Origin of the sequence: Ancylobacter terrae (genome assembly GCF_045108345.1) — a bacterium.
In the GTDB taxonomy this organism is placed as follows: Bacteria; Pseudomonadota; Alphaproteobacteria; order Rhizobiales; family Xanthobacteraceae; genus Ancylobacter.
On the sequence record NZ_JBJGXH010000001.1, the window covers coordinates 980,229 to 1,005,190 of the forward strand.

At 69.3% G+C, this 24,962-nt stretch carries 22 protein-coding genes; 18 read left to right on the forward strand and 4 right to left on the reverse strand.

Annotated features, from left to right (window positions below; all coding sequences use genetic code 11):
• The first annotated feature begins 140 nt into the window (after positions 1-140).
• The 5 genes from ACEUEL_RS04710 (at position 141) to ACEUEL_RS04730 (ending at position 2,624) form a co-directional block, all read left to right on the forward strand.
• Positions 141-611, forward strand: coding sequence for a MucR family transcriptional regulator (locus ACEUEL_RS04710; protein WP_405702651.1), 471 nt, complete (start codon positions 141-143; stop codon positions 609-611).
• A gap of 111 nt (positions 612-722) precedes the next feature.
• A complete protein-coding gene (locus ACEUEL_RS04715; protein WP_405702654.1) occupies positions 723-926 on the forward strand; it encodes a hypothetical protein in 204 nt (67 codons plus the stop codon).
• An 88-nt stretch (positions 927-1,014) separates the two neighbouring features.
• On the forward strand, positions 1,015-1,197 hold the full coding sequence (locus tag ACEUEL_RS04720) for a hypothetical protein (protein WP_405702656.1): 183 nt from the start codon (positions 1,015-1,017) through the stop codon (positions 1,195-1,197).
• 66 nt (positions 1,198-1,263) lie between these two features.
• On the forward strand, positions 1,264-2,160 hold the full coding sequence (locus tag ACEUEL_RS04725) for a transglutaminase family protein (protein WP_405702659.1): 897 nt from the start codon (positions 1,264-1,266) through the stop codon (positions 2,158-2,160).
• Positions 2,161-2,210: 50 nt separating this feature from the next.
• On the forward strand, positions 2,211-2,624 hold the full coding sequence (locus ACEUEL_RS04730; protein WP_405702661.1) for a RidA family protein: 414 nt from the start codon (positions 2,211-2,213) through the stop codon (positions 2,622-2,624).
• 34 nt (positions 2,625-2,658) lie between these two features.
• Here ACEUEL_RS04730 and ACEUEL_RS04735 read toward each other — a convergent pair whose 3' ends face one another.
• Positions 2,659-3,753 carry an alkene reductase gene (locus ACEUEL_RS04735; RefSeq protein ID WP_405702664.1) on the reverse strand — a complete coding sequence of 365 codons (1,095 nt, stop codon included), beginning with the start codon at positions 3,751-3,753 and terminating at the stop codon, positions 2,659-2,661.
• Positions 3,754-3,928: 175 nt separating this feature from the next.
• Here ACEUEL_RS04735 and ACEUEL_RS04740 point away from each other — a divergent pair, with 175 nt between their 5' ends.
• The 5 genes from ACEUEL_RS04740 (at position 3,929) to ACEUEL_RS04760 (ending at position 9,675) form a co-directional block, all read left to right on the forward strand.
• Positions 3,929-4,441: a MarR family winged helix-turn-helix transcriptional regulator gene (locus ACEUEL_RS04740; protein ID WP_405702665.1), complete on the forward strand. Its 513-nt coding sequence runs from the start codon at positions 3,929-3,931 to the stop codon at positions 4,439-4,441.
• Between the two features lie 12 nt (positions 4,442-4,453).
• Complete coding sequence (locus ACEUEL_RS04745) at positions 4,454-5,647, forward strand: HlyD family secretion protein (RefSeq protein WP_405702667.1); 1,194 nt, start codon at positions 4,454-4,456, stop codon at positions 5,645-5,647.
• Positions 5,648-5,800: 153 nt separating this feature from the next.
• Positions 5,801-7,375, forward strand: a complete 1,575-nt coding sequence (locus ACEUEL_RS04750) for a DHA2 family efflux MFS transporter permease subunit (RefSeq protein ID WP_405702669.1) — start codon at positions 5,801-5,803, stop codon at positions 7,373-7,375.
• Between the two features lie 66 nt (positions 7,376-7,441).
• Positions 7,442-8,734, forward strand: a complete 1,293-nt coding sequence (gene pncB / locus ACEUEL_RS04755) for a nicotinate phosphoribosyltransferase (RefSeq protein ID WP_405702670.1) — start codon at positions 7,442-7,444, stop codon at positions 8,732-8,734.
• 26 nt (positions 8,735-8,760) lie between these two features.
• Positions 8,761-9,675 (forward strand): cation diffusion facilitator family transporter, encoded by a 915-nt coding sequence (locus ACEUEL_RS04760; protein ID WP_405702672.1) that lies wholly within the window; start codon positions 8,761-8,763, stop codon positions 9,673-9,675.
• A gap of 94 nt (positions 9,676-9,769) precedes the next feature.
• Here the strand turns inward: ACEUEL_RS04760 and ACEUEL_RS04765 are convergent, their stop codons facing one another.
• Positions 9,770-11,569: an ABC transporter ATP-binding protein gene (locus tag ACEUEL_RS04765; protein WP_405702675.1), complete on the reverse strand. Its 1,800-nt coding sequence runs from the start codon at positions 11,567-11,569 to the stop codon at positions 9,770-9,772.
• A 415-nt stretch (positions 11,570-11,984) separates the two neighbouring features.
• On the opposite strand from ACEUEL_RS04765, the gene ACEUEL_RS04770 reads away from it, so the two are divergent.
• From ACEUEL_RS04770 to ACEUEL_RS04795, 6 genes are all read left to right on the forward strand, one after another.
• Positions 11,985-12,977: a Gfo/Idh/MocA family protein gene (locus tag ACEUEL_RS04770; protein WP_405702677.1), complete on the forward strand. Its 993-nt coding sequence runs from the start codon at positions 11,985-11,987 to the stop codon at positions 12,975-12,977.
• A gap of 11 nt (positions 12,978-12,988) precedes the next feature.
• Positions 12,989-14,161: a DegT/DnrJ/EryC1/StrS family aminotransferase gene (locus ACEUEL_RS04775; protein ID WP_405702679.1), complete on the forward strand. Its 1,173-nt coding sequence runs from the start codon at positions 12,989-12,991 to the stop codon at positions 14,159-14,161.
• Positions 14,162-14,330: 169 nt separating this feature from the next.
• Complete coding sequence (locus tag ACEUEL_RS04780) at positions 14,331-14,924, forward strand: Uma2 family endonuclease (RefSeq protein WP_405702682.1); 594 nt, start codon at positions 14,331-14,333, stop codon at positions 14,922-14,924.
• Positions 14,925-15,002: 78 nt separating this feature from the next.
• On the forward strand, positions 15,003-16,553 hold the full coding sequence (gene murJ / locus ACEUEL_RS04785; protein ID WP_405702683.1) for a murein biosynthesis integral membrane protein MurJ: 1,551 nt from the start codon (positions 15,003-15,005) through the stop codon (positions 16,551-16,553).
• Positions 16,554-16,691: 138 nt separating this feature from the next.
• The gene (locus tag ACEUEL_RS04790; protein WP_405702685.1) at positions 16,692-18,092 is read left to right on the forward strand and encodes an efflux RND transporter periplasmic adaptor subunit; all 1,401 of its coding nucleotides are present in this window, start codon (positions 16,692-16,694) and stop codon (positions 18,090-18,092) included.
• A gap of 16 nt (positions 18,093-18,108) precedes the next feature.
• A complete protein-coding gene (locus tag ACEUEL_RS04795) occupies positions 18,109-21,282 on the forward strand; it encodes an efflux RND transporter permease subunit (RefSeq protein ID WP_405702686.1) in 3,174 nt (1,057 codons plus the stop codon).
• 166 nt (positions 21,283-21,448) lie between these two features.
• Here ACEUEL_RS04795 and ACEUEL_RS04800 read toward each other — a convergent pair whose 3' ends face one another.
• Positions 21,449-22,069 (reverse strand): helix-turn-helix domain-containing protein, encoded by a 621-nt coding sequence (locus ACEUEL_RS04800; RefSeq protein ID WP_405702687.1) that lies wholly within the window; start codon positions 22,067-22,069, stop codon positions 21,449-21,451.
• Between the two features lie 162 nt (positions 22,070-22,231).
• Between ACEUEL_RS04800 and ACEUEL_RS04805 the strand changes: the two genes are divergently transcribed.
• Complete coding sequence (locus ACEUEL_RS04805) at positions 22,232-22,708, forward strand: SRPBCC family protein (protein ID WP_405702689.1); 477 nt, start codon at positions 22,232-22,234, stop codon at positions 22,706-22,708.
• 79 nt (positions 22,709-22,787) lie between these two features.
• A complete protein-coding gene (locus ACEUEL_RS04810) occupies positions 22,788-23,792 on the forward strand; it encodes a threonine ammonia-lyase (protein WP_405702691.1) in 1,005 nt (334 codons plus the stop codon).
• Positions 23,793-23,947: 155 nt separating this feature from the next.
• On the opposite strand, the gene ACEUEL_RS04815 is transcribed toward ACEUEL_RS04810, so the two are convergent.
• Complete coding sequence (locus ACEUEL_RS04815) at positions 23,948-24,961, reverse strand: glycosyltransferase family 4 protein (protein ID WP_405702693.1); 1,014 nt, start codon at positions 24,959-24,961, stop codon at positions 23,948-23,950.
• Between the last annotated feature and the right edge of the window lies 1 nt (position 24,962).

Sequence of the window (24,962 nt, forward strand, 5' to 3'; positions counted from 1 at the left end):
GATCATCCGGCCGCACCGCGCGGTCGCGGCGCATTTGCGGGCCTATGACTGGCGGGCTATTTAAGGCATTCTCACATGAATACTTGTTGACGTTCGCGATTCTCGTGCCTAGAGACATTCCCCGTTCATGGAGAAAACAAATGTCTGAGCAGGATAAATCCTCGGCAGCGTATCTGACGCTGACGGCAGATGTCGTGGCCGCGTTCGTCGGCAACAACTCGGTTCCCGCGACGGAACTTCCCGATCTGATCGCCAAGGTGCATGCGGCGCTGGCGGGTCTGGGCAATCCGGCCCCGGTCGTGGAAGCAGAGACGCTGAAGCCGGCCGTCCCGGTGAAGAAGTCCGTCACCCCGGATTACATCATCTGCCTCGACGACGGGAAGAAGTTCAAGTCGCTGAAGCGGCATCTGCGCACGCAGTATAACCTCACCCCGGACGAGTACCGCGCCAAGTGGGGCTTGCCGAGCGATTATCCGATGGTCGCGCCGAACTACGCCGCCACCCGCTCCAACCTCGCCAAGAAGATGGGCCTCGGCCAGCAGCGCAAGAAGCCCGAGCCGCCGCCGGCCCCGGCCAAGAAGACCCGCGCCCGCAAGGCGCCCGCGGCCTGAGGCCGTCCTTTCCGGTGCCTGCCGCCGCGGCTGCCGCGGCGGACCGGCGCTCCAGGGTGGCCGATGAGGAGGCGAGCGCCCATCTAGGGACGTGACCCCCGGGAGACCGCCATGCTCTGCGCCGAATGCCTTCGCTGCGGCCGACGTTCGATCATCGGCCGCGGCACCGATGCCGGCGCCCTCGCGCTGCCGGATCCCGCCGCCCCGGGCAAGGCCGCCCGGCTGCGCTGCGACATGTGCGGGGGGCGCCGCGTGCGGATCGTGAAGACCGCCGGCCCGGCCGAAATGGTGGCCTTCATCGCCGGCCGCATCTGATTTTCCCCACGCCCCGCAATCCCCCGCCCGAACCAAATCCCGTGCGCGGCGTTGTCCTGCGTCCAGGTTCAGGCGGAGGAGTGTCGACATGAACGCGCAGGCGAGGGGAAACATCACCGACATGGTGCGCAAGGAAGCCGAGGAACTCGGCACCAAGGCGAAGGAAGCCGTCGACACCGTGCTGCCGGACGACCGTCGGGCCTATTCATTCAACGCGCTGATCGCGGCTGGCGTGCTCGGCTTCATCGTCGGGCGCGTCTTCGCGCGCTGAGCCTATGCGGCGGGGTGCGTCCGCGCGCGGAGCGCGGCGGGCGATGGCCGCGGGGAGACCAACGAGATGCAGACCCTGACCGTGCGTCATCTGACGCACTATTCCTATGCCAACCCGGTGGTGTTCCAGCCGCACCGGCTGATGCTGCGCCCGCGGGACAGCCACGACCTGCGGCTCGTGGGCGCCGAACTCATCCTCTCGCCGCATGGCGACGTGCGCTGGCTGCACGACGTGTTCGGCAATTCCGTCGCCATCGTCGACTTTCTCGAGCCGGCCACCGAGCTGCGCATCGAGAGCCTGCTGACGCTGGAGCGCTACGGCACTGGCAGCCTCGATTTCGAGCTGGAGGAGTCGGCGCGCACCTATCCGTTCGTCTATTCGACCGACGACCGCACCGATCTCGGCCGCATGCTGGAATGTCACTACCCCGATCCCAACGGCGAGCTCGCCGCCTGGGCGCAGGGCTTCGTGGCCGCCCGGCCGACCGACACGATGGCGCTGCTGATGGACATCAACAGCGGCATCCGCAACGGCTTCCTCTATCAGGTGCGCAACGAGCAGGGCACGCAGTCGCCGCTCGAGACGCTGCGGCTTGGTTCCGGTTCCTGCCGCGACTTCGCCCTGCTGCTGATCGAGGCGGTGCGCTCGCTCGGTTTCGGCGCGCGCTTCGTCACCGGCTATCTCTACGATCCCGCGCTGGACGGCGACGGGGCCGGGGTGATCGGTGCCGGGGCGACGCATGCCTGGGCCGACATCTACCTGCCGGGCGCCGGCTGGGTGGAGTTCGACCCGACCAACGGGCTGATCGCCGCCGACAATCTCATCCGCGTCGCGGTGACGCGCGACCCGAGCCAGGCGGTGCCGGTGGCCGGCGGCTTCACCGGGCTGATCGGCGATTATCTCGGCATGACGGTGGACGTGTCCGTCCGCACGCAGCGTCCGGCCGAACTCGCGGCGGCCTGACGGCGCGGATGCACACTTGCCGGACGGGAGGCGCGCGCTAGTCTCGGCGCATGAGCCTCCCGTCCGATTCCCTTCTGCCGCTGTTCCTGAAGATCGAGGGCGCGCCGACGCCGGTCGGGCCGTTCAGCCATGCCGTGCGCGTCGGCCCCTGGCTGTTCGTGACCGGCCAGATGCCGACCGATCCGACGGACGATGCCGCGCCGCTGCCCGAGGGCATCGAGGCGCAGACGCGCCGCGTCATGGACAATCTGATCCTGGTGCTCGAAGGCGCCGGCTTTTCGCTCGCCGATGTCGTGCAGACGCGCATCTACCTGACCGCGTTCGAGCGGGACTTCGCGCCGATGAACGCGGTCTATCGCAGCTATTTCCCGCCGGACCGGCTGCCGGCGCGCACCTGCATCGGCGTGACCGGGCTGGCGTGCGGCGCCATCGTCGAGATCGATTTCGTCGCCTGGAAGGGCTGACCGCCCGACGCCGAGCGCCGGGCGATCGGTCTCGTCACGCGGGAACGGCGTCCAGCGTGGGATAATCGACATAGCCCTTGGCGCCGCCGCCATAGAGATGGTCGCGGTCGACCTCGTTGAACGGCGCGCCGCGGCGCAGGCGTTCCACTACGTCGGGGCTCGATACGAACGGCTTGCCGAAGGCGACGAGGTCGGCGGCGTGGGAGGCGACGGCCTTCTCGGCCAGCGTCTTGTCGTAGCCGTTATTGACCATCCAGGTGCCGCTGTAGCGCTTGTGCAGCGCCTCGAAGTCGAAGTCCGGCGCGATGTCGCGCGGGCCGCCGGTCGCGCCCTCGATGACGTGGATATAGACCACGCCGAGCTCGTTGAGCACGTCGACGACATGGTTGAACAGCGCCTGCGGGTTCGAGTCCGACAGGCCGTTCGCCGGCGTCACCGGCGAGATGCGGATGCCGGTGCGCTTGGCGCCGATCTCGTCGATGATCGCGCGGGTGACTTCCTTCAGGAAGCGGGTGCGGTTCTCGATCGAGCCGCCATAGGCGTCGGTGCGCTTGTTGGCGCCGTCGCGCAGGAACTGGTCGACCAGGTAGCCGTTGGCGCCGTGGATCTCGACGCCGTCGAAGCCGGCGCGGATGGCGTTGGCCGCCGCCTTGCGGAAATCATCGACGATGCCGGGAATCTCGGCGAGTTCGAGGGCGCGCGGCGCATCCACATCGGCGAACTGGTTGTTCACATAGGTCTTGGTCTCCGCCCGGATGGCGGAGGGAGCGAGCGGGGCGGCGCCGCCCGGCTGCAGCGAGCGGTGCGAGACGCGCCCGACATGCCAGAGCTGGGTGAAGATCTTGCCGCCCTTGGCGTGCACCGCCGCGGTGATGGGGCGCCAGCCCTCCACCTGCGCGTCGGTGAACAGGCCGGGCGTGTCCTGGTAGCCCTGCGCGGTGTCGGAGACCTGCGTCGCCTCGGTGATGATCAGGCCGGCGGAGGCGCGCTGGCCGTAATACTCGACGGCGAGCGGGGAGGGCACGAGGCCGGCGCCGGCGCGGTTGCGCGTCAGCGGGGCCATGACAATGCGGTTGGAAAGCGTGATGTCGCCGAGCGTGTAGGGCTCGAACAGGGACCGTGCGGTCATCGGGTGTCTGCCTTTTGAAAGGGGCACAAGTGAAGGGCACATAGGTATCCCTCGGCGGTCCGCCAGAGCCCCCTATCCCATACGCACGCGCAGAACTGCATTGCGCTTGTTGCATGGCTTAGCATATCGCGGCAGATCATAACGTGGCTTATGTTATGCTGCGTGAGGAACTGAGATGTCCGAGACCCGACTTCATGAGAGGCGCGACACCAAGCCGGCGCGTCCCATCCTGCCCACCGACGACTTCATGACCCTGCTGCACGAGCTGGCGCATCTGATCCGCATCCGCTTCGACCAGCGGGCGCGGGCGCATGACATGAGCCGGGCGCAGTGGGTCATCCTGATCAAGCTGGAACGCACGCCGGGGCTGACCCAGAACGAGCTCGCCCAGATGGTCGAGGTCGAGCCGATCACCGTCGCACGGCTGATCGACCGGCTGGAGGCGCGCGGCTTCGTCGAGCGCCGGCACGATCCGAGCGACCGGCGGGTCTGGCGCCTGCACCTCGCCCCCGCTGCCGATCCCATCCTCGCCGAGATCGCCGTCGCGCGCCGCGAGATGGTGGCGACGCTGCTCGGCGACGACGTGTCCGCCGAGGACGTCGCGCAGTTCGAGGCGGTGCTGCGCCGCTTCAAGATCAACCTGTGTACCGACCTGCGGGCGCCCGCCAGCGCCGCCGTCGCGTCCTGAGGGGAGAGCCCGATGCTCGACCGCACCAAGAACATTCCGCCCGATGACGACCTTGCCGACGACGATCTCGCCGATGTCGAGGCGCCGGCGGCGGCCCTCGCGCCGGCCGTCGTCGCGGCGGATCCGGCGGGGAGCGCGGGCGCGCCGGCCGCCGCCCCGACGCGCAAGCGGCGGCTGCGCACGCTGCTGATGGCCGGCGGCATCCTCGTCGTCGCGCTCGGCTCCGGCTATGCCTGGCTGTCGGGCGGGCGCTACGTCTCGACCGACGACGCCTATGTGCGCGCGCCCAAGCTGATGGTCTCGACCGACGTCTCCGGCCTCGTCGCCGATGTCGACGTCAAGGAAGGCCAGCAGGTGAAGGCCGGCGACGTGCTGTTCCGCGTCGATCCGCGCCAGTACGAGATCGCGCTGGAGAATGCGCGCGCGACGATGGCCGAGACCGCGCTGGCGGTGAAGGCGATGAAGGTCGATTACGGCCGCATGCAGAGCGACATCGCCGCGCAGCAGGCGAGCGTGCAGAACGACCAGGCCACCTTCGACCGCTACAACGTGCTGGTGAAGGACAACTCCATCTCCAAGGCGAATTTCGACCAGGCGCGCTTCGCGCTGGAGGCCGACCAGCGCAAGCTGGAATCGCTGAAGCAGCAGGCCGAGGTGCAACTCGCCCGGCTCGGCGGCACGCCCGACCTGCCGGTCGAGCAGCACCCGCAATATCTCCAGGCCAAGGCGGCGGTGGACGAGGCGCAGCGCCAGCTCGACCACGCCACCGTGCGCGCGCCCTTCGACGGCACGGTGACGGCGGTCGACAGCCTGCAGCCGGGCCTCTACCTCGTCGCGCAGACCGCGGCGCTGACCAATCAGGGCGCGGTGGCGCTGGTCTCCTCCGACGATCTGTGGATCGACGCGCATCTGAAGGAGACCGACCTCACCTTCGTGAAGCCGGGCGATCCGGTCGATGTCAGCGTCGATTCCTATCCGGGCCATGTCTGGCACGGGACGGTGGAGAGCCTCTCGCCGGCCAGCGGCTCCGAATTCTCCATCCTCCCCGCCCAGAACGCCTCCGGCAACTGGGTGAAGGTGGTGCAGCGCGTCACCGCCCGCGTGCGGCTCGACCACGGCTCCGACGATCCGGTGCTGCGCGCGGGCATGAGCGTCGTGGTCGACATCGATACCGGCCACCGGCGCAGCCTCGCCGAAATGTTCTGATCCGTCCGCCGTTCCATCCCGCCCCCGCTTGGAACGGACCGGATGGCGGGCGGTGGTGCCGCCGGGTCTCATGACCACCCGGCACGCCGCCGCCCGCACCCACCATCGCCCCTGCCGCCGCCCCGGCCGCGGAGGGGCTCGAGGGACACCGCCATGTCCGCCGCCACGGCTTCCGCTACCGCCGCTGCCACCCCCGCCCTCGCGCCGCCCGCCGGCGCGGCGCGCACGCTCATCACCGTCTGTGCGATGATGGCGACGCTGATGCAGGCGCTCGATTCCACCATCGCCAATGTCGCGCTGCCCTATATGCAGGGCTCGCTCTCGGCGACCTCCGACCAGATCACCTGGGTGCTGACCTCCTACATCGTCGCCGCCGCGATCATGACCGCGCCGGTCGGCTGGCTGTCGGCCCGGTTCGGGCGGAAAAACATCTTCATCGTCAGCCTGGTCGGCTTCACCGTCGCCTCGATGCTGTGCGGCGTCGCCCAGTCGCTGACGCAGATGGTGGTGTTCCGCCTCGCCCAGGGCGTGTTCGGCGCGGCGCTGGTGCCGCTGTCGCAGGCCACCATGCTCGACCTCTACCCGGCCGAGCAGCGCGGCCAGGCCATGGCGATCTGGGGCATGGGCGTCATGCTCGGGCCCATCCTCGGGCCGACGCTCGGCGGCTGGCTGACCGATGCCTATAACTGGCGCTTCGTGTTCTACGTGAACCTGCCCTTCGGCATCCTCGCCACCGCCGGCCTCGTCCTCTTCATGAAGGGCGGCGAGCGCAATGACGGGCTGAAATTCGACTGGACCGGCTTCGGCGTGCTCGCGCTCGGCATCGGCGCCCTGCAGATGATGCTGGACCGGGGCGAGCAGAAGGACTGGTTCGGCTCGACCGAAATCATCGCCGAGACGGTGCTGGCCGGCCTCGGGCTCTATCTCTTCGTCGTCCACATGATGACGGCGGAAAAGCCCTTCCTCAGCCCGCGCCTGTTCCGCGATCGCAACTTCGTCGCCTCGCTGGTGGTCATGTTCGCGGTCGGCATGGTGCTGCTCGCCACCTCGGCGCTGCTGGCGCCCTACCTGCAGAATCTCGGCGGCTATCCGGTCGCCACCGCCGGCCTGTTGCTGGCGCCGCGCGGCTTCGGCACCATCCTCGCCATGATGATCAGCGGGCGCATCGTCGCGCGGATGGACCCGCGCTACGTCATGCTGCTGGGGATCGGGCTGATCGCCTGGTCGCTCTCGCAGATGACCGGCTGGACGCCGCTGGTCTCGGGCGCCGAGATCATCTCGAACAGCATCGTGCAGGGGGCGGGGCTCGGCTTCGTCTTCACGCCGCTCACCGTCGTCGCCTTCGCGACGCTGACGCCGGAGCTGCGCACGGACGCGACCTCGCTGTTCAGCCTGGTGCGCAATGTCGGCTCGGCGATCGGCGTCTCGGTCACCTCGTTCCTGCTGGCGCAGAACACCCAGATCGTGCACGCCGCGCTGGTCGAGGGCGTCAACCCGTTCAACCGCATGCTGCAATCGGGCGCCGCCTACCAGTACTGGAACACGGCCAATCCGGCGACGCTCGGCGCGCTCAACGCCGAGATCACCCGGCAGGCCGCCAACGTCGCCTATATCGACGACTTCCAGTTCATGATGTTCATCACGCTGGCACCGGCCCTCCTGCTGCTGCTGATGCGCCGGCCCGGCGCCGCGCCCGCGGGCGGGGGGCACGCCGAGGTGCTCGATTAGCGCGGACGGCTGACGCAACGGCCTGCGATGCGATAGGAAGGGGGAGCAACCGGCAGGCTCCCCCGCATGATCGACATCGCCACGCGCGTCTACAACCACACCTGGAAGATCGATCCGATCGTGCGCTCCGTGCTCGACACGGATTTCTACAAGCTCTTGATGGCGCAGACCATCTTCCGGCGCCATTTCGACACGCAGGTCACCTTCGGCATCATCAACCGCACTCGCCGCATCCGCATCGCCGACATCGTCGACGAGCGGCTCTTGCGCGAGCAGCTCGACCATGTGCGCACGCTGGCGCTCACGCGCGGGGAATCGACCTGGCTGCGCGGCAACATGTTCTACGGCAAGCGGCAGATGTTCGCGCCGGACTTCATCGGCTGGCTGGAGGGCTTCCGCTTCCCGGCCTATCACCTCGAAAAGCATGACGGCCAGTACGAGCTGACCTTCGAGGGGCCGTGGATCGAGACCACCATGTGGGAAGTGCCGGCCCTCGCCATCATCAACGAATTGCGCTCGCGGGCCGTGCTGAAGGGCATGGGCCGGTTCGAACTCCAGGTGCTCTATGCCCGCGCCATGACCCGGGTGTGGGAGAAGGTGGAGCGGCTGAAGGCGCTGGGCGGCGCCAATGTCGCCGATTTCGGCACCCGGCGCCGGCATGGCTTCCTGTGGCAGGACTGGTGCGTGCAGGCGATGATGGAGGGGCTGGGGCCGAGCTTCCTCGGCACCTCCAACTGCCTGATCGCGCTGCGCCGCGAGGTCGAGGCGACCGGCACCAACGCGCATGAGCTGCCGATGGTCTATGCCGCGCTGGCGCAGGGCGATGCGGCGCTCGCCGAGGCACCCTATGCGGTGCTGGAGGACTGGCAGGAGGATTACGAGGGCAATCTGCGCGTCATCCTGCCCGACACCTACGGCACCAGCGGCTTCCTCGCCCATGCCCCGGACTGGGTGGCGCGGTGGACCGGCATCCGCATCGACAGCAAGGACCCGATCGAGGGCGGCGAGGAGGCGATCCGCTGGTGGCAGGCGCGCGGGCAGGACCCGATGGGCAAGCTCGCCATCTTCTCGGACGGGCTCGACATCGAGGATATCGAGCGCATCTACCGCCATTTCACCGGCCGCGTGCGGCTCGGCTTCGGCTGGGGTACGCTGCTGACCAATGATTTCCGCGGCTTCGTGCCGGACGGGGCGCTCGACCCGATCTCGATCGTCTGCAAGGTGATCTCGGCCAATGGCCGCCCGGCGGTGAAGCTCTCCGACAACCCGACCAAGGCGATGGGCCCGCCCGACGAGGTCGCGCGCTACAAGCGCGTGTTCGAGGTCGGCGTGCAGGAACGGCGCGAGGCGCTGGTATGAGCGGGCCGGCGCCGCGGGAGGCGGCCATGGCCGGGCCGGCCTCGGCGGCGGCCGAGCAGCGCCTGCTGCGCATCTCGATCGCGGTGACCATCGGCATATCGGCGCTCGGCGTCGCCTTCGGCCTGCTGTCGGGCTCGCTGTCGATCGTGTTCGACGGCGTGTTCAGCGCGGTCGATGCGGCGATGTCGGCGGTGGCGCTGTTCGTCGCGCGGCTGCTGATGCAGGAGGGCGACCGCCGCTTCCAGTACGGCTACTGGCATATCGAGCCGCTGGTGCTGGCCTTCAACGGCTCGGTGCTGATGCTGCTGTGCTTCTACGCCTTCATCAACGCCGTCGGCGGCATCTTGAAGGGCGGGCGGGAGCTCAGCTTCGACTGGGCGATCGTCTACGCCGTGGTGGTGGCGGCGATCGCGTTCGGCATGTTCGTCTATGTCCGCCTCGCCAACCGGCGGGTGAACTCGGAATTCGTGCGGCTCGACACGCAGAGCTGGCTGATGTCGGCGCTGATCACCTCGGCGCTGCTGGCCGCGTTCCTCATCGCCCATGCGATGCAGGGCACGGCCTATGAGCACCTCACCCCCTATGCCGATCCGGTGGTGCTGGCGGTGCTGACCTTCGTGCTGATCCCGGTGCCGATCCGCACGGTGCGGCAGGCGGTGCGCGAGATCCTGATCATCACCCCGGCGGCGCTCGACCGGCAGGTGCGGGCGGTGATGGACGCGGTGGTCGCCCGCCACGGCTTCACCAGCTATGCGAGCTATGTCTCGAAGGTCGGGCGCGCCCGCTTCATCGAGATCCACATCGTGGTGCCGCCGGAATTTCCGCGGGTCGGGATCGCCGCCCTCGACGCGGTGCGCGCCGAGATCGGCGAGGCGCTGGGCGGGGAGGGGCCGCAGCGCTGGCTGACCATCGCCTTCACCGGCGACACGCGCTTCATCTGAGCGCGCGCCGCCGGTGTCGATGCGATCGCTCTCATCGTCCTGATCGGCCTGATCGTCCACCTCACCGCACCGACTGGTCAGTGCCGATGAGGTATCATGATGGGTCGTCGATCAGCCCCAGCGCCTGCCGCTCGAACAGGCGGCGATAGGTGCCGTCCGGCTGCGCGACGAGGCTGTCGTGATCGCCGTCCTCGATGATGCGGCCGCGCTCGAACACGAGAATCCGATCGAGCGCGCGCACGGTGGAGAGCCGGTGGGCGATCACGATCGCCGTGCGGCCGGCGATAAGCCGTTCCATCGCCTCCTGAATCAGCGCCTCCGATTCCGAGTCGAGGCTGGACGTCGCCTCGTCGAGGATCAGGATCGGCGCGTCCGCGAGGAAGGCGCGGGCCAGCGCCACGCGCTGGCGTTCGCCGCCCGAGAGCTTCACGCCGCGCTCGCCGACGAGCGTGCCGTAGCCGCGCGGCAGGCGGGCGATGAAGTCGTGCGCATTGGCGAGCCGCGCCGCCCGCTCGATCTCCCCCGCCGACGCCCCCGGCCGCCCATAACCGATGTTTTCGGCAATAGAGCGGTGGAACAGGATCGGCTCCTGCTGGACGATGGCGATCTGCGCGCGCAGGGATACTTGTGTCGTCTGCGCGATATCCTGTCCGTCGATGAGGATGCGGCCTCCCGTAACATCGTGCAAACGCTGTATCAACTTGACGAACGTCGTCTTGCCCGAGCCCGAATGCCCCACCAGCCCGACCTTCTGGCCGGCGGGTATGACCAGCGAGAAGTCATCGTAGAGCGGGCTCGCATGGTTGCCGTAGTGGAACCCGACCTGCTCGAACTCCACCCGCCCGCGCGTGATGCGCAGCGGCGCGGCGCCGGGCCGGTCGACCACGCCGAGCGGGGCGTCGTGCAGCGCGACAAGCTCCTCCATCTCGTTGACCGAGCGCTGGAGGTTGCTGATGTGGTGGCCCACCTCGCGCAGATAGCCCTGCAGCACGAACAGCATGGTCAGCACGTAGGCGACGTCGCCGGGACTCGCGCGCCCGGCCCACCAGAGCCAGAGCGCGGCGCCGATGACGCCGGCGCGCAGCACCAGGATGCTCGCGGTCTGGAGCCCTTCGCTCGCCGTGCCGCGCTGCCAGGTGCGGCGGGTGCGGCCCTGCCACTTGGCGACGATGCGCGCGAGCCGGACGTCCTCGCGCGCCTCCGCGCCGAAGGTCTTCACCACCGCGTTGGCGCCGATGGTGTCGGCGAGCGCGCCGCCGAGCCGCGTATCCCAGGCGTTCGACAGGCGCGCCGCCGGGGCGACGAAGCCGAGCGACAGAGCGATGGTGAGCGCGACATAGCCGAGCGCCGCGACACCGACGAACAGCCCCATCAGCGGCCAGCGCAGCGCCAGCATCACCGTCGAGCCGATGAGCACCAGCGCCGAGGGGATGAGCGCCAGCAGCAGCGTGTCGTGGATCAGGTCCACCGCCCACATGCCGCGCGTCACCTTGCGGACGGTCGAGCCGGAGAAGGTGTTGGCGTGCCAGTCGGCGGAGAAGCGCTGCACCCGCGCGAAGGCGTCGCGGGCGATGGTGCCCATCACCTCGATGGTCAGCCGCACGATGCCGAAGATCGCCAGCGAGCGGGCGACCAGCATGAGCAGGCCGAGCGCGACGATGGCGGCGAAGGCGCGCAACGCCGCGTCGAGCGCCGCTTCCCGCGGGGCGTTCGCGGCGACCGCGTCGACCAGGCGGCCGGCGAAGATGGGCAGGGCGACATCGGCGAGCGTCATGGCCAGCAGCGCCACCACCATGCCGGCGATCAGCGCGCGGTGGGGCCGCCAGTGGCGCAGCACGAAGCCGAGCACGGAGCGGAACGCGGATGCGCCCCGCAGGTCGAGAAATGCCGACATGGGTTTCACACGGGCCGCCGGATGCGGCCGTCCTCGAAAGCGATCGGTTGGGTTTCGCGGGTGCGGTGCACCGCGGGAGAAACGCGGGTCAGGCCTCGGGGAGGCGGACCGCGCGACGCGCCGGAGGTCGGATGGACCTAGCGGTCGCGATGGACGGGAGAGGCGCAGAACGGCATTGGCTGCATGCGTATCCCTCCCTGTTCGAGGCGCGAAACGGGCCGGACCATAGGGAAAGCCGCAGCGTCTGGCAAGTGCCGGCGCGATCGGCAGCGTGTTCGCGCCTATCGGATGCGTAACAGTGCGATGCAATTCTTGAAGCGCGAGCCGGGACTTCCCGAATCGCGGAGTCTCGCGCCCCCCGCCGGCCCATGCTAGACCGCGCCTGTTCGAGCGGGGGCAGCTTAGGGATTCGCGAATGACTGAGACTCTTGTGCCGGCCGCCACGGCGCCGATCCGCGTCGGTGTCGTGGGCGTCGGCGTCATGGGCGCCAACCATGCCCGGGTGCTCACCGATCTTCCCGGCGCCACGCTCGTCGGCATCGCCGATCCCGATCTGGCGCAGGGCCGCAAGGTTTCCGAGGTGCTGGGCTGCAAGGCGGTCGCCGACGTCGAGGCGCTGCTCGGGCTGGGGGTCGACGCGGTGGTGATCGCCGCTCCCACGCACCTGCATCATCCCGTCGCCCTCAAGGCTATCGCCGCCGGCGCGCATGTGCTGGTCGAGAAGCCGATCGCCCCCAGCGTCGAGGAAGGCGAGGCCATCGTCGCCGCCGCGCGCGACAAGGGCGTGGCGCTGATGATCGGCCATGTCGAGCGCTTCAACCCGGCGGTCGAGGCGATCAAGAAGGCGATCCAGGGCGAGGAGATCCTCTCCATCGGCATCACCCGCGTCGGCCCGTTCCCGCCGCGCATGTCGAATGTCGGCGTCGTGATCGACCTCGCCGTGCACGACATCGACCTGATCTGCCACTTCACCGGCTCGCAGATCGCCGAGGTGCAGCCGCAGGTGAAGAGCGCGGTCGCGGACCGCGAGGACATCGCGCTGCTGCAGTTCCGCACCGAAAGCGGTGTGCTGGCGCACATCAACACGAACTGGCTCACCCCGTTCAAGGCGCGCACCGTGCACGTCGCGACGCGGCGCAAATACATCATCGGCGACCTGCTCACCCGGCAGGTCACCGAGTGCTCGGACTACAAGCCCGACGGCTCCTATTCGATGCGGCACCTCTCGGTCGCCTATGCCGAGCCGCTGCGGGTCGAGCTCACCCGCTTCATCGACGCGATCCGCTCCGGCGCGCGTCCCGACGTCTCGGGCGAGGATGGCGTCGCCAGCCTCGCCGTCGCGATCAGCTGCCTGCCGAGCGCCGCCGACAAGGCGGATGTGGCGCCGCTGATCCGCGCCGCCAGTTGAAAGGAAACGGCATGAACTCGCACGTGAAGGCCGAGGCTCCCGTCGCGGCGGCGCCGGCCCCGATCCCCTTCATCGACGTCGCCGCCCAGCGGGCGCGCCTCGGCACGCGGATCGACGAGGCGGTCGGGCGGGTGCTGACGCATTGCCGCTTCCTCAACGGCCCCGAGGTGACGGATTTCGAGGCGCAGCTCGCCGCCTTCGCCGGCGCGCGTCATGCGGTCTCCTGCGCCAGCGGCACCGACGCGCTCGCCCTCATCCTCATGGCGTGGGGCGTGAAGGCCGGGGATGCGGTATTCTGCCCCTCCTTCACCTTCTGCGCCACCGCCGAGGTGGCGCCGTGGGTGGGCGCGACGCCGGTCTTCGTCGACGTGCTGCCCGACACCTTCAACATGGACCCGGCCAGCCTCGAAGCGGCGATCAAGGTCGCCGTGCGCGAGGGGCTCACGCCGAAGGTGGTGATCCCGGTCGACCTGTTCGGCCAGCCGGCCGATCTCGACGCCATCCTCGCCATCGCCAAGGCGCACGGGTTGAAGGTGCTGTGCGATACCGCGCAGGGCTTCGGCGCGACCTGGAACGGCAAGCGCACCGGCTCCTTCGGCGACGCCACCGCCACCAGCTTCTTCCCGGCCAAGCCGCTCGGCTGCTTCGGCGACGGCGGTGCCATCCTCACCGATGACGACGAGCTCGTGCCGGTGCTGAAGAGTGTGCGCGAGCACGGGCAGGGCACCGACAAATACGAGAACGTGCGCATCGGCATGACCGGCCGGCTCGACACCATCCAGGCGGCGATCCTCTTGGAAAAGCTGGCGATTTTTGAGGACGAGATCGCCGCGCGCGAAGCGGCGGCGAAGCGCTATTCCGAGGCGCTGGCGGATGTCTGCACGGTGCCGGTGGTCGATCCGCGCGCCACCTCGGTGTGGGCGCAGTACACCATCCGCCTGCCGGCGGGCACGCGCGAGGCCTTTGCGGCGGCGCTGCAGGAGGAGGGCGTGCCGACGGCGGTTTATTACCGCATCCCGATGCACCGGCAGCCCGCCTACAAGCATTATCCGGCTGCCGGCAACGGCCTGCCGGTGTGCGAGCAGCTCTCGGCCGAGGTGATCAGCCTGCCGATCCACGCCTATCTCGACGCGGCGACACAGGATCGCGTGATCGCCGCCGTGCGCCGGGCGCTGGCGGCCTGAGCGCGGCGCTTCGGCCTGCCTCATGACATCATGCCCGGGCGTGTCCCGGGCATTGTCTTTTCCGAAACGGTGCCCAACGGAAAATCAGCCATCGCCGGGACCGTCCCGGCCATGACGGGACGGGACGGCGCCTGTACACTGGGGCGGTTCTCGACCTGGAGCTGATCCCGTGGCGCCGCCTGCCCTGAAGCGCATGACAGCCGAGGAGTTCTATCGCTGGCCCGGCGAGGAGGGCGTGCGCTACGAACTCGTCGACGGCGTGCCGGTCAAGGCGATGACCGGGGCGAGTCAGCGGCATGATACAATCACACTCAACGCTCTGGGGACGCTGCGCGATCGATTGCGTGGCTCTCCCTGTCGAGCGCGCACCGCGGACGTTGCCGTCGCCACCATGACGGGCAGCATCCGCCGCCCGGATGCGATGGTCGATTGCGGACCGCGGATCGACACTTCCTACGAAGCCTCGTCGCCCCGCCTCGTGCTCGAAGTGCTCTCCCGGTCCACCCGCCAGACCGATCTCGTGCGCAAGCTGGAGGAATACAAGGCGCTGCCGTCGCTCACCTATATCCTGCTGGTCGAGCCGGATTTGCCGCGTGCTCTGCTCTGGTGGCGAGCGCCGGGAGATGCGTGGGAACTCGCCCAGTTCGACGGGCTCGGCGAGGTCATCGGCCTACCCGAGATCGGCACCAGCCTCGCCATGGCGGAACTCTACGAGGACGTCGACTTCCCCGATCCGCTGGCGGGCGAGGGCGCGCTTGGCTAGAGCCCGTCCCGTCCGGATGTTCCATCCTAGCGGGAAGGGCTCTAGCGTGCGGCAGCGATTCGCACGGGCCGGGCGTTCATGATCAGGCACATCTTCTCGGTCGGCGGCTGGACGCTGCTCTCGCGGCTGACCGGGTTCATCCGCGACATCGTCATGGCGGCGGTGCTCGGGGCGGGGCCGGTGGCGGATGCCTTCCTCATCGCCTTTCGCCTGCCCAACCATTTCCGCGCCATCTTCGCGGAAGGCGCGTTCAACGCCGCCTTCGTGCCGTCCTATACGCGGGTGATGACGCAGGAGGGGCCGGAGCGGGCCCGTCTCTTCGCGAACGGCATCCTCACCGCCGTGGTGGTGGTGCAGCTCGTGCTTCTCGGCTTCGCCCTGGCCGGGACGGCGCAGGTGGTCAGCCTGCTGGCGCCGGGCCTTGCGGAGGATCCCGAGCGGTTCGCGCTGGCCGTCACGCTGACGCAGATCACCTTTCCCTATCTCGGGCTGATCGCGCTGGTGACGCTCTATGGCGGCGTGCTGAACGCCAATGAGCGGTTCTGGGCGGCGGCGGCGGCCTCGATCCTGCTCAACGTCGCCATGGTCGGCACGCTCTCCGTCGCCGGCTGGTTCCCCACCGCCGGCCATGCGGCGGCATGGGGCGTGCTGATCTCCGGCTTCCTGCAACTGTTCCTGCTGATGGGCGATGCCGGCACGCACGGCCTCGCGCTGCGGCCCGGCCGGCCGCGCCTCGATCCCGACACGCGCCGCTTCCTGAAGGCGCTGGGGCCGGCGGTGCTCGGCTCGGCGGGGGTGCAGCTCGCCCTGTTCGCCGACACGCTGATCGCCTCCTTCCTGCCGCAGGGGGCGCTGGCGGCGCTCTACTACGCCGACCGCATCAACCAGCTGCCGATCGGGGTGGTGGGCATCGCGGTGGGCGTGGTCCTGCTGCCGCAGATGTCGCGCCAGCTCGCCGCCGGCGACGAGAACGGCGCCCGGCATTCGCAGGCGCGGGCGATCGAATTCACGCTGCTGCTGACGCTGCCTTTCATGGCGATAGCGCTCACCATCCCCGACCTGCTGATGCGGGCGCTGTTCGCGCGCGGCGCCTTCACCGCCGAGGATGCGCACGCCGCCGGGATGACGCTCGCCGCCTATGCGGTCGGGTTGATCCCCTTCGTGGTGATGCGGGCCTTCATCGCGCCGTTCCACGCCCGTTCCGACACCACCACGCCGGTGATCGCGACATTGTGCGGGGCGGGGGTGAACATCGCGCTGAAGATCCTGCTGATGGACCGCCTCGCGCAGGTGGGCCTCGCGCTCGGCACGGCGACGGGCGGGTGGGTGTCGCTGCTGCTGCTGATGTGGTTCGCGCGGCGGCAGGGCTTCATGGCCGGCGACGCGACGCTGCGCCATGCCGCCCCCCGGCTGATCGGCGCCGCGCTGGTGCTGGCCGGCGTGCTCGCCGGCGCGGTCTATCTGCTGGCCCCGGTGGTGGAGCATCTGCCGGCGTTCCGCGACGAGACGCGGCTGTTCCTGGCGCTGATGGCCGGCGGGCTGGTCTATCTCGTTCTGGTCTGGCGGCTGGTCGGCACCGCCCGGCTGCGGAGTCTGTTCGGGCGCAAGAAGGCGGGAGTCGCCGAATAAAGGTGTCCTGGTGCGGCTTACGCAGTGCAGCAAAATCATGCTACTGCGTTGCCGCACCAGCTTGCCGATGCGGGACGGCGGGCGGCACGCGGAACCGGTATGGCCCGGCCGCAAACCCTGTTCTGGATTATTGCCGTCATGAGTCTCGCCCACTCGCGCCCTGCGTTCCGATTCGCGCCCGTGATTATCCTCGGTCTCCTCGCCGCGGGCTGCGGGCAGGAGCAGCCCAAGCAGGCGCAGCCGGCGCCCCCGCCGCCGCCGGTCACCGTGGCCCTGCCGATCAAGAAGACGGTGACGGATTACGACGAGTATGTCGGGCGCTTCGTGGCGATCGACACCGTGAACGTCTATGCGCGCGTGTCGGGCTATCTCGACAGCATCAATTTCCGCGACGGCCAGACGGTGAAGCAGGGCGACCTGCTCTTCACCATCGACAAGCGCCCGTTCCAGGTGGCGCTCGAGCAGGCGCAGGCGAATCTCGCCAAGGCGCAGGCCGATCTCGATTTCGCCACCTCGGACCTCCAGCGCGCGCAGACGCTGCTGCAGGACCGCACCTCGACGGCGATCTCCAAGCAGGCCTTCGACCAGCGCCAGCAGACCGAGCGCTCGGCCCGCGCCTCGGTCGCGGCGGCGGATGCGCAGATGCGCGCCGCCCAGCTCGACCTCGATTTCACCCAGCTCCATTCCCCGGTGAACGGGCGCATCGGCGACCGCCGGGCGTCGGTGGGCAATCTCGTCACCGGCGGCGCCGGCGGCGCCAACACCAATACGCTGCTGGCGACGATCGTCTCGATCGATCCGATCTATTTCGAGTTCACCGTCGATGAGGCGGCCTATATCCGCTACCAGAAGCTCGGCATCGCGCGGAAGCCGAGCCAGGTGGTGGGTTCCTCGATCGATCCGATCCCGGTGCGCCTGCGGCTGCTGGGCGAGACCAGCTTCGACCATAACGGCGTGATGGACTTCGTCGACAACGCGCTGCAGCTCACCACCGGGACGATCCGCGCCCGCGCCAAGTTCGACAATCCCAACGGCCTGTTCACGCCGGGCATGTTCGGCCGCGTCGAGGTTCCCGCGTCCCCGCCGCACGAGGCGCTGCTGGTGCCGGACGTCGCCATCGGCACGGAGCAGACCCGCAAGTTCGTCTATGTGATGGGCCCGGGCAGCGAGCCGCAGGCGCCGCAGATCAAATATGTGACGCTCGGCCGCCTGCAGGGCGACCTGCGCATCATCACCGACGGCATCGGCCCGGACGACCGGGTGGTCGTCAACGGCATGGTGCGCATCCGCCCCGGCGCCAAGGTGGTCGCGCAGGAAGCGGCGCCCCCCGCGGCCGCCCCCGCCAGCGGCGCGCCCGCACCGGCTCCGGCCGGCGGGGCTCCCGCCAATGGCGCGCCCGCACCGGCTCCCGCCAATAGCGCACCCGCATCCACGCCGGCGGGCGGTGCTGCGCCAGCCGCTCCGGCAAGCGGTTCGCCGGCCGCCGCGCCGGCGGGTGGGGCGGGGTCGGGCGGATCGGCCCCGGCCAAGACCAACTGACGCGGGGAGCCGTCACATGCGCTTCTCGCACTTCTTCATCGACCGGCCGATCTTCGCGGCGGTCGTCTCGATCTTCGTGATGATCCTCGGCGGCGTGGCCTTCGTCTCGCTGCCGATCGCGCAATATCCCGACATCGCCCCGCCGGTGGTGAACGTCACCGGCCAGTTCCCCGGCGCCAGCGCCGAGACGGTGGCCGATACCGTGGTCTCGCCGATCGAGCAGCAGATCAACGGCGTCGAGAATATGATCTACATATCCTCGAACTCGACGGCGGATGGGCGCTTCTCCATCGCCGTCACGTTCGAGGTCGGCACCGATCTCGATATCGCGCAGGTTCAGGTGCAGAACCGCGTCGCCGTCGCCACCCCGCGCCTGCCGCAGGAGGTGCAGCAGATCGGCGTGACCGTGGCCAAGGCCTCGCCCGACATCCTGATGGTGGTGAGCCTGTTCTCGCCGGATGACTCGCGCAGCGACCTGTTCATCTCGAACTACGCCAACCTGCAGATCAAGGACCAGCTCCAGCGCGTGAAGGGCGTCGGCTCGATCACCGTGTTCGGCTCGCGCGACTACGCCATGCAGGTGTGGCTCGACCCGACCCGGCTGCAGTCGCTGAACCTGACCTCGGCCGATGTGACGGCGGCGCTCCGGGCGCAGAACGTGCAGGTCGCCTCGGGCGTGCTGAACGCGCCGCCGGTGCCGGATCAGCTCGCCTTCCAGGTGGCGGTGCGCACGCTGGGGCGCCTGTCGACGCCCGAGGAATTCGGCAACATCGTCATCCGCCAGACCAGCACGGCGGTGGTGCGGCTGCGCGACGTCGCGCGCATCGAGATCGCGGCGCAAGACAGCTCCTCGATCTCCTATTTCGATTCGAAGCCGTCCGTCGCGCTCGGCATCTTCCAGCTGCCGGGCTCGAACGCGCTCGCCACCGGGCAGGCGATCGAGGCGCAGATGCGCGAGATCGCCAAGAGCTTCCCGGCGGGCATGACCTATTCGACCGCCTACAACCCGACGCAGTTCATCGCGCAGTCGGTGGAGGCGGTGGAGCACACCATCATCGAGGCGGTGATCCTCGTCGTCATCGTGGTGGTGCTGTTCCTGCAGACCTGGCGGGCGGCGATCATCCCGATCCTCGCCATCCCGGTCTCGCTGATCGGCACCTTCTTCATCATGAACCTGTTCGGCTTCTCGCTGAACAACCTGTCGCTGTTCGGGCTCGTGCTGGCCATCGGCATCGTGGTCGACGACGCCATCGTCGTGGTGGAGAGCGTCGAGCACAACATCTCGACCGGCCTGTCGCCGCGCGATGCCGCCTACAAGACCATGGACGAGGTGGGCGGGGCGCTGGTGGCGATCTCGCTGGTGCTGGCCTCGGTGTTCATCCCCTCGGCCTTCATCACCGGCATCTCCGGCGAGTTCTACCGCCAGTTCGCGCTGACCATCGCCGGTTCGACGCTGATCTCGCTGCTGGTCTCGCTGACGCTGTCGCCCGCCATGTGCGCGCTGCTGCTGAAGCCGCACGCGAAGGAGCGCCGGGTGCGCTGGTACGCCTGGCCGGTGGTCGGCTTCTTCCGGCTGTTCAACAAGGGCTTCGACGGACTCTCCAACGGCTATGGCTGGCTGACCGGGCGCCTCGTGCGCATCTCCTTCGTGGTGCTGCTGGTCTATGCCGGCGTGCTGTTCTACGGCTTCGAGCTGTTCCGCTCGACGCCGCAGGGCTTCATCCCGGCGCAGGACCGCGGCTATCTGATCGTCGCCTCGCAGCTGCCGGGCGGTTCCTCGCTCCAGCGCACCAACGAGGTGATGACCCGGGCGGCCAAGCTCGCCCTCGACACGCCGGGCGTGCAGCATGTCGTGAACATCGTCGGCTTCTCGGGCGCGACCTTCACCAACGCCCCCAATGCCGGCGCCATGTTCGTCATCCTCGGCCCCGCCGAGGAGCGGGCCAAGGACCCGCGCGAATCCGCGGGTGCGATCCAGGGCGCGCTGTTCGGCAAGCTGGCGTCGATCCAGGAAGCCTTCATGATCGTCGTGCAGCCGCCGCCCGTGCAGGGCATCGGCAATGCCGGCGGCTTCCGCATGATGATCGAGGATCGCGGCGGGCGCGGCTCGGCGGCGCTGCAGGGCGCGGTCTACGCGATGATGGGCCGGGCCAACCAGACGCCGGGCCTCACCCAGGTGTTCTCGCTGTTCGAGACCTCGACGCCGCAGCTCTTCCTCGACATCGACCGCACCAAGGCGCAGCTCCTCGGCGTCAACATGGCCGACGCCTTCGCCGCGCTGCAGGTCTATATCGGCTCGTCCTACGTCAACGACTTCAACCTGTTCGGCCGCACCTACCGGGTGCAGGCGCAGGCGGACGCGCCCTATCGCCTGACGCCCGATGACCTCTTGCGCCTCAGGGTGCGGAACGCCACCGGCGAGACCGTGCCGTTCGGCTCCTTCGCCACGGTGAAGGACATCTCCGGCCCCTACCGCGTGCCGCGCTACAACCTCTATCCGGCGGCGGAGCTCGACGGCAACACCACCGCCGGCACCTCGCAGGGGCAGGCGATCCAGATGATGCAGCAGATCGCCGCGGAGACGCTGCCGGACGGCTTCGCCTTCGAGTGGACGGCGCTGGCCTACCAGCAGGTGAACGCCGGCAACACCGCGATCTTCGCCTTCGCGCTCGGCGTGGTGTTCGTGTTCCTCGTGCTGGCGGCACAGTATGAGAGCCTGACCATGCCGCTGGCGGTCATCATGATCGTGCCGATGTGCCTGATCGCGGCGGTGGTCGGCATCCAGTACCGCGGGCAGGACAACAACATCCTGTCCCAGGTCGGCTTCATCGTGCTGATCGGCCTCGCGGCGAAGAACGCCATCCTGATCGTCGAGTTCGCCAAGCAGCTCGAGGACCGCGGCGAAAACCGCTTCGAAGCGGCGAGGCACGCCGCTCAGCTGCGCCTGCGGCCCATCATCATGACCTCGCTCGCCTTCATCCTCGGCGTGGTGCCGCTGGTGCGCGCGACGGGGGCGGGCGCCGAGCTGCGGCAGGCGCTGGGCACGGCGGTGTTCTCGGGGATGATCGGCGTGACGGTGTTCGGCCTGCTGTTCACGCCGAGCTTCTACGTCTTCACCCGCTGGCTGGCCAATCTCGGCCGGCGCAAGCCGAAGGAGCCGGAGCCGTCCGCGCCGGCACCGGCGGAGTAGGGGCGTGTCCCGGACAAGCGAGGCCGAAGGCCGAGCGTAGATCCGGGACCCAGGGAAGAATCCGCCGTGGCGCTTCCCTGGTCCGGTCGCTGCGCGCCGTCTCTCCTGGGTCCCGGATCGGCGCCGCGCTGCGCGCCGCTTGTCCGGGAAACCAGCGTTTCCGCCTTCAGTCCAGCACCGCCGCCTTGAGCAGACACACCATGGTCGCATGCGCCGGCTCCGGGCCGGGATTGCGGATGACGTGGCGGCGGTCGCAGCGGTAGCGCAGCGTCTCGCCGGCGACCGCCCGCTCGACGACGTCACCGCACTCCACCTCCAGCGTGCCGGCCAGCACGGAGAGGCATTCGACCGAGCCGCGCTGGTGGCCGTCGGAGACGAGTTCGCCGCCGGGATCGGCGACGAAATCGAACCATTGCAGCCATTCCACCGTCTTGATCCAGCCGGTGATGGTGAGCCGGCACTTGCCGTCCTCCGACAGCAGCATGGGCGTGTCGGCGCGCGTCAGGTGCTCGACGAAGGGCTCGTCGTCGCTCGCCGCCAGAAAGCGCTCGATCGACATGTCGAGCGCCTGCGAGAGCCGCCAGACGGTGGCCAGCGTCGGGTTGGTCTCGTTGCGCTCGATCTGGCTGATGATCGACTTCGCGACGCCGGACTGCTCGGAGAGCTCGGAGAGCGAGAGGTTGTAGGCCTTGCGCAGGCGCTGGACGGTGCGGCCGAGCTGGCCGGTGATGGCCTGCGCGCCGGCATCCATGCCGACCCGGTCGAGACTTCGCGTGCGGCCGGACATGGATACTCCAGGCGATGAACGTTCCGGACATTAGGTCGCGGCTTCCGCGCGGTGCAAGCCCCGCACGGCGCGCCACGCACCGCTTGCGCGGGAATGGGCGAGGCGTAGGCTCACGCCGGGCGGCCGCAGAGCCGTCCGTGCAAAAATGTTCGAGGAAACGCCATGTCCGTCCGTCGTAGCCTGCTGCTCGCGGGCCTGTTCGCCGTTGCCGCCACTCCCGCCCTCGCGATCGAGGTGACCCGCTCGGTCGAGGTGGCCGCGCCGCCCGCCAAGACGTGGGCAACCATCGGTGCCTTCTGCCAGATCGGATCGTGGCATCCGGCGCTGGAGAAATGCGACCTGTCGCAGAAGGGCGGCGCCACCATCCGCACGCTGCACCTCAAGGGCGGCGGCACCATCGTCGAGGAGCAGACCGCCCGCGACGACAAGACCATGAGCTATGGCTACAAGATCCTCGAAAGCCCGCTCCCGGTCGCCGACTACATGTCGACCATCAGCGTGAAGCCGCACGGCACCGGCTCGACCATCACCTGGACCGGCCATTTCAAGGCCAAGGGCGCCCCGGATGCCAAGGCGGCCGAGGTGATCACCGGCATCTACGATTCCGGCCTCGCCTCGCTGAGGGACGCCGCCAAGTAGCCTCGCGCGCGGAGCGGCATGCGCGGGGTGCATGCGGCGATCGGATGATTTCGGTCGCCGGGTGCTCTAGACTGCGGGCATGAGCGAAACCCCGCATCCCGACCTGCCGTCCGCCGCCGACGTCGCCGCCGCCGCCGAGCGGCTGCGCTCCGTCGCGATCCGCACCCCGCTGCTGTCGAGCGCGCGGCTCGACGAGATCACCGGCGGGCGCATCTTCATCAAGGCCGAGCCGCTGCAGCGCACCGGCTCGTTCAAGTTCCGCGGCGCCTATAACCGCATCTCGCGGATCGATCCGGCGGCGCGGGCCGGCGGCGTGGTCGCCTGTTCCTCCGGCAACCATGCGCAGGGCGTGGCGGCGGCGGCGAGCCTGCTCGGCATGGCCTCGGTCATCGTCATGCCGAAGGACGCCCCCGCCGTGAAGCGGGCGCGGACCATCGCCTTCGGCGGCGAGGTGGTCGAGTATGACCGCGACATTGATGATCGCGACGCCATCGCCGCGGAGATCGCGCAGGCGCGCAGGGCGACTTTCGTGCCGCCCTATGACGATTTCCACATCATCGCCGGGCAGGGCACGGTCGGGCTCGAGATCGCCGAGGATCTCGCCGCGCGCGACCTCGCCCCGGACTATGTGATCGCCAACGCTTCGGGCGGCGGGCTGATCTCGGGCATCGCGCTGGCGGTGAAGGAGCGCTTCCCCGACGCCCGCATCATGACCGCCGAGCCGGCCGATTTCGACGACCACGCCCGCTCGTTCGCGGCCGGAACGCGCGCCCGCAATGCCCGCTCGTCGGGCTCGATATGCGACGCGCTGCTGGCGGCGACGCCGGGGCGGCTGACCTTCGAGATCAGCTCGAAGCTGGTCGGTGCGGGTGTCAGCGCGAGCGACGAGGAGGTGGCGCGCGCCGTCGCCTTCGCCTTCGAGGAGCTCAAGATCGTGGTGGAGCCGGGCGGGGCGGTCGGGCTCGCCGCCGTGCTGGCCGGCCGGCTCGATCTCAAGGGCAGGACGGCGGCGATCGTGCTGTCGGGCGGCAATGTCGATCCCGCCACCTTCGCCGAATGCCTGCGGGTGGCCGGGCGCGCCTGAGGCTATCTGGATCAACCGTTCCCGATGCCGTCATCCCGGCCGAGCCGCAGGCGACAGCCGGGATCGGCCTCCGAGCCAGCGTCCCGCGCGATCCCGGATACAGCCTGACGGCCGGTCCGGCATGACGAAGCCCTGCCGAAGGCAGCCAGTCCCCCTCAGCCCGCCGTCGTCCCGCACACGGCGCGGATATTGCCGAGGAACTGCTCGGTGCACGCCCGCCAGCTGTGGCGCAGCGCAAAGGCGCGCGCCGCGGCGCGGTCGATGTCGAGCGCGGCCAGCGCCGCCTTGCGCAGGTCGGGGTCGAGCACGCCCACCGGCGCGTCGCCGATCACGTCGGCCGGCCCCGCCACCGGGAAGGCGGCGACGGGGAGCCCGCTCGCCAGCGCCTCCAGCAGCACGATGCCGAAGGTGTCGGTGAGGCTCGGGAACACGAACACGTCGGAGCCGGCATAGACCCGCGCGAGATCCTCGCCCTGGCGCATGCCGAGGAAATGCGCCGCCGGATAGCGTGCCGTCAGCTCGGTGAGCGCCGGGCCCTCGCCGACCACGACCTTGCTGCCCGGCAGGTCGAGCGCGAGGAACGCCTCGATGTTCTTCTCCACCGCGACCCGGCCGACATACAGGAAGATCGGCCGCGGCAGGCCGAGATCGACCTCGGGACGCGGGCGGAACAGCTCGGCATTCACCCCGCGCGACCAGCGCAGCAGGTTGCGGAAGCCGTGCGCGCGCAGCTCCTGCTCCAGCGTGCCGGTGGAGACCATGGTGCCGGCGCCGGCATTGTGGAAGCGCCGCAGCCACGCATAGGTGAGGCGCAGCGGGATCGGCAGGCGGGCGGCGAGATATTCGGGAAAGCGGGTGTGGTAGCTGGTGGTGAAGCTGCGCCCGCGCTTCAGGCAGGCCCGGCGCACCAGCAGGCCGATCGGCCCCTCGGTGGCGATGTGGATGAAGTCGGGGGCGAGCGTCTCGATCTGCCGGGCGATCATGCCCGGCGTCGCCAGCGCCAGCCGGATTTCGGGATAGGTCGGCAGCGGCACGGTGCGGAAGGCGGCGGGGGTAAGGAAATCGATCGCAACGCCGAGCGCCTGCGCCTCGCGCGCGGTGTGCTCCAGCGAGCGGACCACGCCGTTGACCTGCGGGCGCCAGGCATCGGTGGCGATGAGCACGCGCATC